Source organism: Desulfotomaculum defluvii, from assembly GCF_054657375.1.
Window position 1 is genome coordinate 891,600 of the sequence record NZ_BAAHYV010000006.1, and the last position, 14,021, is coordinate 905,620.

Annotated in this window: 9 protein-coding genes and 2 rRNA genes; 10 read left to right on the forward strand and 1 reads right to left on the reverse strand. The window is 44.5% G+C overall.

The genetic code is table 11. The features are described from left to right. Window positions 1-19 precede the first annotated feature (19 nt). The 7 genes from ACYQ03_RS06980 to ACYQ03_RS07010 all read left to right on the forward strand — a co-directional run bounded on the left by ACYQ03_RS06980 (window position 20) and on the right by ACYQ03_RS07010 (window position 5,826). A complete protein-coding gene (locus ACYQ03_RS06980; RefSeq protein ID WP_459908698.1) occupies window positions 20-1,699 on the forward strand; it encodes an Rne/Rng family ribonuclease in 1,680 nt (559 codons plus the stop codon). Window positions 1,700-1,951: 252 nt separating this feature from the next. Then, window positions 1,952-2,263: a 50S ribosomal protein L21 gene (gene rplU / locus ACYQ03_RS06985; RefSeq protein WP_459908700.1), complete on the forward strand. Its 312-nt coding sequence runs from the start codon at window positions 1,952-1,954 to the stop codon at window positions 2,261-2,263. 39 nt (window positions 2,264-2,302) lie between these two features. Next, complete coding sequence (gene rpmA / locus ACYQ03_RS06990; protein ID WP_459908702.1) at window positions 2,303-2,572, forward strand: 50S ribosomal protein L27; 270 nt, start codon at window positions 2,303-2,305, stop codon at window positions 2,570-2,572. Between the two features lie 138 nt (window positions 2,573-2,710). Then, window positions 2,711-3,280 carry a Spo0B domain-containing protein gene (locus ACYQ03_RS06995; RefSeq protein ID WP_459908704.1) on the forward strand — a complete coding sequence of 190 codons (570 nt, stop codon included), beginning with the start codon at window positions 2,711-2,713 and terminating at the stop codon, window positions 3,278-3,280. A gap of 43 nt (window positions 3,281-3,323) precedes the next feature. After that, on the forward strand, window positions 3,324-4,595 hold the full coding sequence (gene obgE / locus ACYQ03_RS07000) for a GTPase ObgE (protein ID WP_459908706.1): 1,272 nt from the start codon (window positions 3,324-3,326) through the stop codon (window positions 4,593-4,595). Further along, the gene (gene sfsA, locus ACYQ03_RS07005) at window positions 4,579-5,292 is read left to right on the forward strand and encodes a DNA/RNA nuclease SfsA (protein WP_459908708.1); all 714 of its coding nucleotides are present in this window, start codon (window positions 4,579-4,581) and stop codon (window positions 5,290-5,292) included. The genes obgE and sfsA overlap by 17 nt, the downstream gene beginning before the upstream one ends. A 24-nt stretch (window positions 5,293-5,316) precedes the next feature. Further along, window positions 5,317-5,826, forward strand: coding sequence for a flavin reductase family protein (locus tag ACYQ03_RS07010; RefSeq protein WP_459908710.1), 510 nt, complete (start codon window positions 5,317-5,319; stop codon window positions 5,824-5,826). A gap of 78 nt (window positions 5,827-5,904) precedes the next feature. Here ACYQ03_RS07010 and ACYQ03_RS07015 read toward each other — a convergent pair whose 3' ends face one another. After that, window positions 5,905-6,795: a radical SAM protein gene (locus ACYQ03_RS07015; RefSeq protein WP_459908712.1), complete on the reverse strand. Its 891-nt coding sequence runs from the start codon at window positions 6,793-6,795 to the stop codon at window positions 5,905-5,907. Window positions 6,796-6,912: 117 nt separating this feature from the next. Between ACYQ03_RS07015 and ACYQ03_RS07020 the strand changes: the two genes are divergently transcribed. The 3 genes from ACYQ03_RS07020 to ACYQ03_RS07030 all read left to right on the forward strand — a co-directional run bounded on the left by ACYQ03_RS07020 (window position 6,913) and on the right by ACYQ03_RS07030 (window position 14,000). Beyond that, window positions 6,913-8,745, forward strand: coding sequence for a methyl-accepting chemotaxis protein (locus ACYQ03_RS07020; RefSeq protein WP_459908714.1), 1,833 nt, complete (start codon window positions 6,913-6,915; stop codon window positions 8,743-8,745). Between the two features lie 531 nt (window positions 8,746-9,276). Next, window positions 9,277-10,806: ribosomal RNA gene (locus ACYQ03_RS07025) — 16S ribosomal RNA — on the forward strand. A gap of 257 nt (window positions 10,807-11,063) precedes the next feature. Next, window positions 11,064-14,000, forward strand: a 23S ribosomal RNA gene (locus tag ACYQ03_RS07030). The 16S and 23S rRNA genes sit together here, the layout of an rRNA operon. The last annotated feature ends 21 nt before the right edge of the window (window positions 14,001-14,021 follow it).

Below are 14,021 nucleotides of genomic sequence, written 5' to 3' on the forward strand. Positions count from 1 at the left end.
GTAGGAGAGGAAGTTCAATATGTTAAAAGAAATAGTAATTAATGTTCAAGAAGAAGAGACACGGGTTGCGGTTTTGGAAGACCGGGTTCTTATGGAGGTCTACATTGAACGATCTCATAACCAGCGACTGGTTGGTAATATATTTAAGGGTAAGGTAGAAAACGTTCTACCAGGGATGCAGGCGGCCTTTGTGGATATTGGCCTAGAAAAGAATGCCTTTCTTTATGTAGAAGACGCTCAACCAACCAGAAACCCGGAAGTAAACACCCAACCTGGTTATAATGTAAATATAGGTGATGTATTAAAACAGGGACAAGAAATAATTGTGCAAATTGTCAAGGAACCCATTGGTACCAAGGGCCCTAGGGTAACTACCCATATTACGTTACCAGGTCGCTATCTTGTACTCATGCCCACTGTTGACTATATTGGGATATCTAGGCGCATAGAATCTGAAAAGGAGCGCGAAAGATTAAAGGAGTTGGCCAGCAGGGTAAAACCGGAGGGAATGGGGGTCATCGTACGGACTGTAGCCGAAGGAGTAGAAGAAGAGGAATTCCGGCAAGATATTGTTCTTCTATCTAAGCTTTGGCGAAAAATTCAGAGTCGAGCAGCTAACTGCGCTGCTCCTAATTCGTTACATCGGGATGTTGAACTAGTTCAACGAATGCTGCGCGATGTCTTTAGTGAGGATGTAGATCGACTAACGGTGGATTCCCGCAGTGAATATGAAAAGACCTTAGAAATTTTAGATATGATTGACCCTAAATTAAAATTTAAGGTTTTCCTGGATGAACGTGAAAATATATTCGAAGATTACGGCATATCTGTTGAAATAGAAAAGGCTCTTAAAAAGAAAGTCTGGTTAAAATGTGGTGCCTATTTGGTTATCGATCAGGCCGAAGCCTTGACGGCCATAGACGTAAACACTGGGAAATTTGTGGGTAGTACCACCCTTGAAGATACAGTACTTAAAACAAATTTAGATGCAGCAGTAGAAATTGCCCGTCAACTGCGTTTAAGAAACATTGGAGGTATAGTAATTGTCGATTTTATCGACATGGTTGAAGAGGACCATCGTAATCAAGTCTTAAATACTCTGGAAGAGCAAATAAAAAAGGACAAAACTAAGACCAACATTTTAGGTATTACTCAGCTGGGTTTAGTTGAAATGACTCGGAAAAAGGTTCGCCCATCCCTGGCAGAGGTGGTTCAAAAACCTTGTCCTTACTGTGAAGGCAGGGGAAAGGTACTATCTGAAGAGACAGTCAGTATTAAATTGAAGACCCAAATTTATCAATTGGCACGCCAAACCTTAGCTGATACTATTTTGGTAGAAGCAAATCCCGTAGTGGCTGCCAGACTTATTGGAGCTGGTGGAGCAACACTGCGAGAACTGGAACAGAAAACAGGTAAAAATTTATATATTCGTGGTTCCGCAACCCATCATTTGGAGCAAGTTACCATAAAGGCCTTATCAGAACAAGATGAAATTTACTCCCGAACTGTACCGGTGAAAAATGGAGAAATAATTGAGGTCAAGGTGGAAGAGCCTCACATATCCAACCCCAGTGACGGGATCGCTCGTTTAGATGGTTTTATTATCGATGTAGACGGAGGCGGAGCCTTGGTGGGTGAGGTTGTTTCTGTGGAAGTGGTTAAAGTCTATCGGACTTATGCTAAAGCTAGATTGGTGTAGAAAATACTGAGGGCCATTGGCCATGAGCCAAGAGCCAAAGACCCCAAAGCAAAACATACAAAAGTTCACGGCCCACGGCGCAAGGCTTAAGGCTATTAGAGTGGGCTAACTATCATTGACAATTACCTCAAATGTGTTAAAATATCTAAATGTAGGCTACTTCTGCCTACACAAATACCGCACAGCAAAGGTCTACAAACCGAAGCATCGGTACCTTTATGGCGAGTCCTAACAGATGGGGAGGTGTAGGTTATGTACGCAGTAGTAGTTACTGGTGGCAAACAGTACAAGGTTCAAGAAGGTGACACCCTGTACATTGAGAAGCTGAACGCTGAAGCTGGCGAAAAAGTTGAATTAACTGATGTTCTACTGGTGGAGAAGGATGGTCAATTGACTGTTGGTGCACCTAAAGTAGACGGTGCAAAGGTTGTTCTTAACGTAGTTCGCCATGGCAAAGGCCAAAAGGTTATTGTATTCAAATATAAAGCTAAGAAAAATTACCGCCGTAAGAAAGGTCATCGTCAACCTTTCACTCAGGTGGTTGTTGAAAAAATTGAAGCTTAAATTATTTAATATTTGGACCCCGATAGGAGGTGGGACTTCATGGCTCATAAGAAAGGTGTGGGTAGTTCACGGAACGGTCGTGACTCCGAATCCAAACGGCTTGGGGTAAAGGAAGGCGACGGTAAATTCGTCCCTGCTGGTAGCATCCTGGTAAGACAGCGTGGTACCAAGATTTATCCTGGTGATAACGTAGGACGTGGTGGTGACGATACCCTTTTCGCTAAAGTTGACGGTATTGTCAAGTTTGAACGTAAAGGTCGGGACAAGAAACAAGTAAGCATTGTTGTTCCTGAAGAAGTAGCTCAATAGTCTAGGTCGCTTATGCATATCTGTCTGAGATATGTCAAAACCAGCCTGATCACAGGCTGGTTTTTTTAATATTATATTTGGCAGGAAAATAAATCCATTTGGTCGAAGTACTATTCGGATATAAGTCCGAAAGGAAGTATGAAAGTGGAGATAAAAAACCTGTTGGAAATTATTCAAGTACAAAGGCATGATTTTTTAAATCATTTACAGGTTATATCAGGACTGCTTCAATTGAATAAGGGTGAAAGGGTCCGGGATTATATCAATCAGGTTTGCAAACAGTATGAAAATTGTAGCAGAATTACGCGCATTAAATCTCCTGAAATACTGGCTGTATTACTGGTAGGAAGCAATGAAGCTAACAAATGCCAAATTGATATTCAGTTTGATATACAAACGAATCTAGCATCTTTAAATGTTCCAGGTGAAGTGGTAGCTTCTGCCCTTAAACGTTGTATTAATCAGGCTTTAAAGTTTCTAGCTCCACCAGAAGTCAGTGATCGTAGAATGCGGTTAACCATTAGCGAGGGAGAAAAAAAAATTACAATTAAATTGGATTTTCCAGGTGTCCCAGCTGAGGTTGTAAAAGATGCCCAAGAACAAATGGCCCTATCTGAAGCGCTAGCAGCCTACAACAGTAGCTCAAAATTAGCTATAACAGAGAAAGAAGCAGAAATATATATGATATTTCCAAAGAAATTGGCTTAGGAAAGCTACAGCGGTAAATAATAGTATTGGGTGATGAACAACAATGTTTTATGACAGGGCGAAAATTTACGTCAAAGGTGGAGACGGTGGTAATGGTTGCATTGCCATGCGTCGAGAGAAATATGTACCCTTCGGTGGCCCTTGGGGCGGAGACGGCGGCCGCGGTGGAGATGTGATCTTTATAGCCGATGAAGGAATTAATACGTTACAGGATTTCCGCTACAAGAGGCATTTTAAAGCCGATCGTGGTTCTCATGGTATGGGCAAAAATATGAATGGTGCCAGTGGGGAAGATTTATCGGTCAGGGTACCTACCGGTACAGTTGTTCGTGATGCAGACACAGGTAGGTTAATTGCAGACATGGTGGAAAACGGTCAGCAAGTTGTGATTGCCAAAGGTGGGCGTGGAGGTCGAGGTAATGTCCATTTTGCCTCTGGTACCAACAAGGCACCTCGTATTGCTGAAAAGGGTGAACCAGGAGTAGAGCTATGGCTAGAGCTAGAGCTCAAAGTTATCGCCGACGTGGGACTGATTGGTTTTCCCAATGCTGGTAAATCCACCTTTATATCAATGGTATCAGCTGCTAAACCTAAGATTGCTGACTATCCCTTTACAACTCTAGTACCTAATCTGGGGGTTGTTTCTGCTGGGGAAGAAGGAAGTTTTGTCGTGGCAGACATACCAGGTCTAATTGAAGGAGCTTCCCAGGGAGTCGGATTGGGTCATGAATTTTTACGTCATACAGAGCGAACTCGCCTATTGATTCATGTTGTGGATACTGCTGGTACTGAAGGTAGAGATCCGGTTGAGGACATTAAAATTATTAACCGTGAATTAGAAATCTATGATCCACGTTTAGCCACTAGACCACAGATTATTGCAGCTAATAAAATGGACATAGTGCCTGAGGCTGAGGAAAACCTTTCTCGTTTGCAAGAAGCCTTTGGTCAGAAATATGAAATCTATCCTATTTCTGCAGCCACCAAGCAAGGGCTAGATAAGGTTGTCCAACGAGTGGCTAAGTTATTAGAGGAAATACCAAAGATTGAGCCTGAGCAACCAGATGAAGATCCTGCTATGTTTGAATCAGAGGATCGTTTTCATATTAAACGGGACTATGACGGTAACTGGCGTGTTACAGGCAAGGAAATCGAACGTCACGTGGCGATGACCTATTTGGAAGAAGATGAGTCTATAGAGCGTCTGCAGCGAATTATGAAAATGATGGGCCTAGAGCAGGGCCTTATGGATGCTGGAGTTAAAGAAGGCGATATTGTTCGCATTGGAGATTGGGAATTTGAATGGTCTGAGTAATCATTCTCTGGATATTGACTTACCTGGCTTGGAGAAGTCTGTCTTCCTTGAAAGAAAGAATCGTTTTGTTGGGTTGATACAAGTGGCGGGGCAAATTATCCCCGCCCATGTGCCTAGTTCTGGTAGAATGAGAGAACTCCTTTTTCCGGGCAATTCTGTTTATGTATCCCCTATGCCAGAAGGAAGAAAAACACAGTACCGTATACATTTGGCGAAATACAATAATACTTTGGTTTCTGTGGATTCTTTGCTACCTAATAGACTCATTTATAAAGCCCTATCCAAGGGTGCTTTACCTGAATTTATTCAGTATAATGAAATTAAAAGAGAAGTTGGTTACGGAGAAAGTCGCTTTGATCTTTATCTTAAAAGAGATGCTAGCCGTTGTTTCATAGAGATTAAGTCTGTAACACTGGTGGATAATGGAGTAGCTAAATTCCCGGATGCTCCATCTGAAAGAGGTTCAAAACACCTTCAAGAATTAATAAAAGCAGTGTCGGAAGGCTACCGGGCTGCTGTTATTTTTGTCATACAAAGAAGCGATGCTAATATATTTAAGCCTAACGAAGTCACAGACCCGGTCTTTAGCAAATCCCTTTTTCAGGCAGTGGCCAGAGGGGTTGAGGTATATGCCTTAGGCTGTGATGTTACAATTAAGTTTGTTAGGTTAAAGGGATACATACCCGTACAGTTATGAGTAAAAGCAAAAGGGGGGTCCTTAATGAAAGAAGATGTAAAGTACAACGACTATCTAAAGGAACTATTGGAGCAGCTTCCAAAGGGTGCATTTTTGACAGTGAAAGACGACCAAGACAGGATTAATACCATGACCATTGGTTGGGGAACCGTGGGATTTATGTGGCAGAAACCTGTTTTTATGGTAATGATTCGCCCTTCAAGGTATACCTATCAATTGATTGAAAATGCTAAATATTTTACTGTAAGTATTCCTATTAAAAAAGATCTTAAAAAGGCCTTAGCAATTTGTGGTTCCAAATCGGGTCGGGATATAAATAAATTTTCCGAGTGCAACTTAACACTAGAACCTGGAAAGGTTGTGCATACACCAATCATCGGAGAGTGCGACTTGCATTATGAGTGTAAACTTCTTTATCAGCAAGTAATGGAACCAGCCTTAGTGGATCCCAGCATTAAGAAACTTGCTTATTCTAAAAATGATTACCATATCATGTATTACGGTGAAATAGTTGCCAGCTATGTAAAGGAATAAGCCTATAAAAAACGCCTGCTCACCCTTTTTGAAGGGTGAGCAGGCGTTTTTTTATTAAATACGTAAAACTTAAGTACTTTAAAAATGTTTGGGATTAAAGATTTCTTGATTATAGCGAGATTCTTTTAAGAATTCCAGGACCTCCTGCACATCGGACAAAAGCTGAGCCTTATCCCGGCTGAGCACACCCTTCAGAGGGAGAAAGTTTGAAACATGGTTACAGCGAAAAATGCAAGGCTGTTGCACATCGATATTTTCCAGCATTTCTTTGAGTTCCAGCATGCCTTCCCTGGTCGAAAGAGGTAAAAATTTACCCTGATCAACCGCTTCCTTGAGCGGGGTTCCATCAAAAATGGCTAAAGTCAGTACTCCTAGCATGGTTGGGTTGATGGCATTGATTACTCGAGCAGTATTTATGGCATGATTGTGGGTATATTGTTGACCACCTAACCCGAGTATTACCATGGTAGAAAGTTTGATGCCAGCTGCCAACACTTTTTGTCCAGCTGTTATCATTTCATTGGCTGTAACTCCTTTATTGATCTCAGAGAGTACTCTGTCATCACCGCTTTCTACCCCCAGATAGATTATTTTTAGCCCTGCTTCTTGAAGTGCCACCAGATCTTCTGGCTTTTTTTGTAATATATCCTTTGGTGCACCATAACAAGTAATGCGTGAAAGCATCGGGAAATTAGCATGAAGTTTTTCCATAATGGCTAGTAATTTATCTGTGCTTAAGACTAGAGCGTTTCCGTCTGCTAGAAATACTCTCCTTAACCCCGGGTAGTAGTGAGCCATTTGCTTAATTTCCTTTTCTATCTCTTCCATTGATCGAACCTGAAAACGAATATTACGATACATAGCACAAAAGGTGCATTTATTATGGGAACACCCCTTTGTAATGCGCAAGATAAAGCTTTTAGCCTCACTGGGAGGACGGTAGACCACTTCTCTATCTTCTATAGTCAATATATCACCCCTAAACATATGAAATTAAAATGTAATATTATTTTAATAGTACCATAGTTTTACTTCCAATAGGACTGCGGTATACTTTTTGTATAAATTATTTGTATTTGAAGGGGTGTGGTTACTATAAAATTAGGTCAAAAGATTTTAGTAGCTGTTCTTGGTGTGGTCTTAATAGGTGTCATTTCTCAAATAATTGTCTATCAAAAAATGATAGAGGTGAATAATAGTGTAGAGCAGGAACAGTGGTGGACTGCTAGGGCTATTCAAGGGCTAGAGTTAAAAGGTTTTGCCGAACATCAAAATTCAGCCTTAGAAGAATGTCTAATTTTTGGTCAATTGGAGCAAGCCAATCATTTTCACGAAATAAATAGTGAGACTACTAAACGATTAGAGGAGTTTATTGAAAATACAAAAAGACAAGAGGTCAAGGATTTCTTATTATCAGTGCTAAATAACCAAAAAGCCTTAACTGATATTGCTAAAAACGAGATTTTACCCGCTGTAGAGGAAGGAAATCTAGATTTAGCAAAACAGGTATTTGTAGAAAAAATAGCGCCGCTGAGTGAAATAATTGAAAAAGATTTAAATAGTTTTGTGGCAGATAGAGAAAAAGAGGTAAGTGAACAACAACAAGTTGTGCTTTTGGCTGGTAAAAAAGTGATCCAGTACGGGGTTATTTTTTCCATTCTAGCTGCTCTTCTTGGTATTTCAATTAGTTGGTTGACTACTCGCAGCATAACAACATCCCTAAAGGAATTGATTAAAAGGGCCAATAGCTTAGCAGAAGGGGATTTAACCCAAGAGATAAATGATTTGAACCGCCCTGATGAGATTGGTGATTTAGCCAGGGCCTTTGCTAAAATGGAACAAGAGCTTAAACAGGTTATTGGCCTAATTGTCACTGATAGCATGACCTTAGCAGCTCATAGTCAGGAGATGTCAGCAGCCAGCCAAGAGGTTAGTGCTAATGTTCACGGCATTGCTGGCCTTACCACGGAATTGGCAGCCACTGCTGAGAATCAAGCAGCCAATGCCAACGGAGCATCGGCTGTTTCTAAAGAGGCAGAGCTGGTGGCCCGGGAGGGAGGGCAGTCGGTACAAGCAGTTATTACTAAGATGCAAAGTATTAGTTCTACTGTTAATGAAAGCACCCTAGTAATGAGTAAGCTATCTGAACAATCAAAACGTATTGGGCAGATTATTGAAGCAATTACAGGAATTGCGGACCAAACTAATTTGTTAGCCCTAAATGCAGCCATTGAAGCTGCAAGAGCAGGTGAACACGGTAGGGGCTTTGCTGTAGTAGCCGAAGAAGTACGCAAGCTAGCTGAAAAATCCGCAGTGGCGGCTAAAGAAATTTCTGATATTGTTGGAGAAATTCGTGTAGATATTGAACAGGCTGTAAGTTCGATGGATGTCGGAGCTCGAGAAGTAAATGAGGGAGTTTTAGTTGTAGAAAAGGCCGGAAATTCTCTCCAGGAAATTGTAGAAAGGGTTGTTAACAGTAGTCAGTACATTTCCGAAATATCCGTTGCCACTGAGCAAACCAGTGATGCCACCCAAGAATTAGCACAATCAACAGATCAGGTCAACTCTGCAGTAGAACAAATTGCCCAATCCTCCATTAGTTTGTCTAAAATGGCCCAAGAATTTAACGAACTCGTTACGCACTTTAAGATTCACAAGGAGGAACAAGAAAATTACTGGGAGGAAAAAGAACACTGCTCCGATGTTATGCATTGCCGAGAAGAGGGAAGGAGTCCAGAGAAATGTAACGTTAGTAAAAACCCTGAGTATCCTTGTTGGAATATAAAAGGAACCTATTGCAAAGGCGAAAAAGGCAACGATGTAAGGAAATGTAAAGAATGTGAAGTATATAAGCGATATGGCAATAATGAACCCATAGTTGTATATAATGATACCATTTTGCAAAGAAGTAGAAAGTAATAGATATTAAAAAAGAAAGGGGATGTCACAAATCTACTTTTAGTAGCTTGTTGGTAGGCAAGCTAAACTTCTCTTTTTTACAATAAAACTTACAGATATAAAGTAAGCGCTCCTAGGCATCCAAGAATGTAAGGGAACGACCCCCGTGTCGTTTCCTTACATTATAAATAATTTTGTCAAACATTTATAAAAAACAACAAAAAGTACTTGCATTCAGTATACGCATATGATAACATAACAAATGTCGCTAAGAGATGTTCGAAAAAAATACTACTTGCTAAGTATAAATAAAAGTGGTATGATTAAGAACGTCGGCAAGGACGACGAACAAAATGGTCTTTGAAAACTAAACAGAAGATGATGGATGAAAAACAGGTCAAGTCAAAAGTCGAGATACCCCGTAACGGGGATAAGACACTCGAAACTAAGACGACCACAAAAAACATCCTCGTCAAGCGTTATTAAATGACGCTAGCGAGTAAATCTAGGATAAGTAAAGAGCCAAAACTCTTTAAGATATTTTTAAAATATTTTACGGAGAGTTTGATCCTGGCTCAGGACGAACGCTGGCGGCGTGCCTAACACATGCAAGTCGAACGGAGATTAGAATGAAGCTTGCGATTTCTAATTTTAGTGGCGAACGGGTGAGTAACGCGTGGATAACCTGCCTGATAGACCGGGATAACAGCTGGAAACGGCTGCTAATACCGGATACGCTTGCGGAGTCGCATGACTCTGCAAGGAAAGCGCATACGCTATCAGATGGATCCGCGTCCCATTAGCTAGTTGGTGGTGTAGAGGACCACCAAGGCGACGATGGGTAGCCGGCCTGAGAGGGCGATCGGCCACACTGGGACTGAGACACGGCCCAGACTCCTACGGGAGGCAGCAGTGGGGAATCTTCCGCAATGGGCGAAAGCCTGACGGAGCAACGCCGCGTGAGGGAAGAAGGCCTTCGGGTTGTAAACCTCTGTTTTCAGGGAAGAAGTCAGTGACGGTACCTGAAGAGTAAGCTCCGGCTAACTACGTGCCAGCAGCCGCGGTAATACGTAGGGAGCGAGCGTTGTCCGGATTTACTGGGCGTAAAGGGCGCGTAGGTGGTTCATTAAGTTAGAGGTGAAAGTTCGGGGCTCAACCCCGTGATTGCCTCTGATACTGGTGGACTTGAGTGCAGGAGAGGGGAGCAGAATTCCCAGTGTAGCGGTGAAATGCGTAGATATTGGGAGGAATACCAGTGGCGAAGGCGGCTCTCTGGACTGTAACTGACACTGAGGCGCGAAAGCGTGGGGAGCGAACAGGATTAGATACCCTGGTAGTCCACGCCGTAAACGATGAGTGCTAGGTGTTGCGGGTATCGACCCCTGCAGTGCCGCAGTTAACACAATAAGCACTCCGCCTGGGGAGTACGGTCGCAAGACTGAAACTCAAAGGAATTGACGGGGGCCCGCACAAGCGGTGGAGTATGTGGTTTAATTCGACGCAACGCGAAGAACCTTACCAGGGCTTGACATCCTCTGAAAGGCGTAGAGATACGTTTTCTTGACTTCGGTTAAGCAGAGAGACAGGTGGTGCATGGTTGTCGTCAGCTCGTGTCGTGAGATGTTGGGTTAAGTCCCGCAACGAGCGCAACCCCTAACATTAGTTGCCAGCATGTAAAGATGGGAACTCTAATGTGACTGCCGTTGACAAAACGGAGGAAGGTGGGGATGACGTCAAATCATCATGCCCCTTATGTCCTGGGCTACACACGTACTACAATGGCCGGTACAGACGGAAGCGAAGCTGTGAAGTGGAGCAAACCTGAGAAAGCCGGTCCCAGTTCGGATTGTAGTCTGCAACTCGACTACATGAAGTCGGAATCGCTAGTAATCGCAGGTCAGCATACTGCGGTGAATACGTTCCCGGGCCTTGTACACACCGCCCGTCACACCACGAAAGTTGACAACACCCGAAGCCGGTGAGCTAACCGTAAGGAGGCAGCCGTCGAAGGTGGGGCCGATGATTGGGGTGAAGTCGTAACAAGGTAGCCGTATCGGAAGGTGCGGCTGGATCACCTCCTTTCTAAGGAGAAATCAGCAACAGCTGATTATCTAAGGTCGGACATTCATCATCTAATCTGTTTAGTTTTGAGAGACCAAAACAACCAGAAACTTCCGGTTGTTTTTCAGACTCTCATGCATTAAAATCATAAATCCAGCCTAAAGGCTGGTGAGAAGTGTTCTTTGAAAACTGAACAGCGAAACAAGTAAAGCGTCGACATAAAAACAATTTCAGTAGGTTACCAAAAGTAACCGAGCCGAAACAAGCAAGTAAGATTTGGTCAAGAAAGAAAGGGCATACGGTGGATGCCTTGGCGCTAAGGGCCGAAGAAGGGCGCGGTAAGCTGCGAAAAGCCACGAGGAGCCGCAAGCAGGCATTGAATCGTGGATACCCGAATGGGGCAACCCGGCGGAGTAAACCTCCGTCACCCTATGCTGAATATATAGGCATAGAGGAGGGCACCCGGGGAACTGAAACATCTAAGTACCCGGAGGAAAAGAAAGAAATATCGAACCCCCAAGTAGCGGCGAGCGAACAGGGGCGAGCCTAAACCAGATTTCTTCGGAAATCTGGGGTTGCGGGACCCTCATCACGTGAAGAATAGTCCTAGTCGAAGACACCTGGAAAGGTGCTGCACAGAAGGTAAAACACCTGTAGACGAAAGGATGAAACTTGCAGAGGGAATCCCAAGTACCGCGGGACACGAGAAACCCCGTGGGAATCAGGGGGGACCACCCCCCAAGGCTAAATACCCATAGCGACCGATAGTGAACCAGTACCGTGAGGGAAAGGTGAAAAGCACCCCGGGAGGGGAGTGAAATAGAACCTGAAACCGTATGCTTACAAGCTGTCAGAGCACATTAAAAGTGTAATGGCGTACTTTTTGTAGAACGGACCGGCGAGTTACATCTAACGTGCAGGTTAAGGCAGAAAAGCCGGAGCCGAAGCGAAAGCAAGTCTTAATAGGGCGATATGTACGTTGGAGTAGACCCGAAACCTGGTGATCTACCCATGTCCAGAGTGAAGCTTTAGTAAAATAAAGTGGAGGCTCGAACCGACCTTCGTTGAAAAGGAGGCGGATGAGGTGTGGGTAGGGGTGAAATGCCAATCGAACCAGGAGATAGCTGGTTCTCCCCGAAATAGCTTTAGGGCTAGCCTCGGTGTGAGAATAGCGGAGGTAGAGCACTGAATGGGCTAGGGGCCTTCACGGGTTACCGAACCCAATCAAACTCCGAATGCCGCTATATTGTAACCGGGAGTCAGACTGCGGGTGCTAAGATTCGTAGTCAAAAGGGAAACAGCCCAGACCAACAGCTAAGGTCCCAAAGATATACTAAGTGGAAAAGGATGTGGGGTTGCTAAGACAACCAGGATGTTGGCTTAGAAGCAGCCACCATTTAAAGAGTGCGTAATAGCTCACTGGTCAAGTGACCCTGCGCCGAAAATGTAACGGGGCTAAGTATATCACCGAAGCTTTGGAATGTAGTAATACATTGGTAGGGGAGCGTTCTTACAGCGTTGAAGCAGTACCGTAAGGAGCTGTGGAGTAGTAAGAAGTGAGAATGCCGGTATAAGTAAGCGAAAAGGCAGGTGAGAATCCTGCCCGCCGAAAACCTAAGGTTTTCTGGGGAAGGTTCGTCCGCCCAGAGTAAGTCGGGACCTAAGCCGAGGCCGCAAGGCGTAGGCGATGGACAATCGGTTGAGAATCCGATACCACCAGATACCGTTTGAGGATGGAGTGACGCAGGAGGGTAAGTTAAGCCAGCGGCTGGAAAAGCTGGTCCAAGCCCGTAGGGAGTAAGGTAGGCAAATCCGCCTTACACATATCCTGAGAGGTGATGGGGAGCGAAAACAAGTAGCGAAGTAACTGATCCCAAACTGCCAAGAAAAACTTCTAACGAGGTAAGCTGGTGCCCGTACCGCAAACCGACACAGGTAGGTGGGGTGAGAATCCTAAGGCGCGCGAGAGAACCCTCGTTAAGGAACTCGGCAAAATGACCCCGTAACTTCGGGAGAAGGGGTGCCTCGATATCGTGAAAAACACACGTTTGGAGCGAGAAGAGGCCGCAGAGAAAAGGCCCAAGCGACTGTTTACCAAAAACACAGGTCCCTGCTAAAGCGAAAGCTGACGTATAGGGGCTGACGCCTGCCCGGTGCTGGAAGGTTAAGGGGAAATGTTAGAGCAATCGAAGCATAGAACCGAAGCCCCAGTAAACGGCGGCCGTAACTATAACGGTCCTAAGGTAGCGAAATTCCTTGTCAGGTAAGTTCTGACCCGCACGAAAGGCGTAACGATTTGGGCACTGTCTCAACGAGGGGCTCGGTGAAATTGTAATGACGGTGAAGATGCCGTCTACCTGCGACAGGACAGAAAGACCCCGTGGAGCTTTACTGTAGCTTGACATTGGGTTTTGGTATTTGATGTACAGGATAGGTGGGAGACTGAGAAACTTGCACGCCAGTGTAGGTGGAGTCAACGTTGGGATACCACCCTTTAGATATTGAAATTCTAACTATAGACCATGAAGCTGGTTTTAGGACAGTGTCAGGTGGGCAGTTTGACTGGGGCGGTCGCCTCCCAAAAGGTAACGGAGGCGCCCAAAGGTTCCCTCAGTGCGGAAGGAAATCGCACGTTAGAGTGTAAAGGCAAAAGGGAGCTTGACAGCGAGACCAACAAGTCGAGCTGGTACGAAAGTAGGGCTTAGTGATCCGGCGGTTCTGAGTGGAAGGGCCGTCGCTCAACGGATAAAAGCTACCCCGGGGATAACAGGCTTATCTCCCCCAAGAGTCCACATCGACGGGGAGGTTTGGCACCTCGATGTCGGCTCATCGCATCCTGGGGCTGAAGTAGGTCCCAAGGGTTGGGCTGTTCGCCCATTAAAGCGGTACGTGAGCTGGGTTCAGAACGTCGTGAGACAGTTCGGTCCCTATCCGTCGCAGGCGCAGGAAACTTGAGAAGAGCTGTCCCTAGTACGAGAGGACCGGGATGGACGGACCGCTGGTGTACCAGCTATCGTGCCAACGGTAGTGCTGGGTATCTAAGTCCGGAAGGGATAAGTGCTGAAAGCATCTAAGCACGAAGCCCCCTTCAAGATGAGGTTTCCCACTACGCAAGTAGATAAGATCCCATGAAGACTACATGGTAGATAGGCCGGAAGTGTAAGAGCAGTAATGTTTTCAGCTGACCGGTACTAATAGATCGAGCTCTTGACCAAGAATTAGCCTTGTGCCATGTG

What these genes read in the sequence shown, in the direction of transcription:
- ACYQ03_RS06980 (WP_459908698.1), top strand. Translation starts at nt 20, where the DNA reads ATGTTAAAAGAAATAGTAATTAATGTTCAAGAAGAAGAGACACGGGTT.
- rplU (WP_459908700.1), top strand. Translation starts at nt 1,952, where the DNA reads ATGTACGCAGTAGTAGTTACTGGTGGCAAACAGTACAAGGTTCAAGAA.
- ACYQ03_RS06995 (WP_459908704.1), top strand. Translation starts at nt 2,711, where the DNA reads ATGAAAGTGGAGATAAAAAACCTGTTGGAAATTATTCAAGTACAAAGG.
- obgE (WP_459908706.1), top strand. Translation starts at nt 3,324, where the DNA reads ATGTTTTATGACAGGGCGAAAATTTACGTCAAAGGTGGAGACGGTGGT.
- rpmA (WP_459908702.1), top strand. Translation starts at nt 2,303, where the DNA reads ATGGCTCATAAGAAAGGTGTGGGTAGTTCACGGAACGGTCGTGACTCC.
- ACYQ03_RS07010 (WP_459908710.1), top strand. Translation starts at nt 5,317, where the DNA reads ATGAAAGAAGATGTAAAGTACAACGACTATCTAAAGGAACTATTGGAG.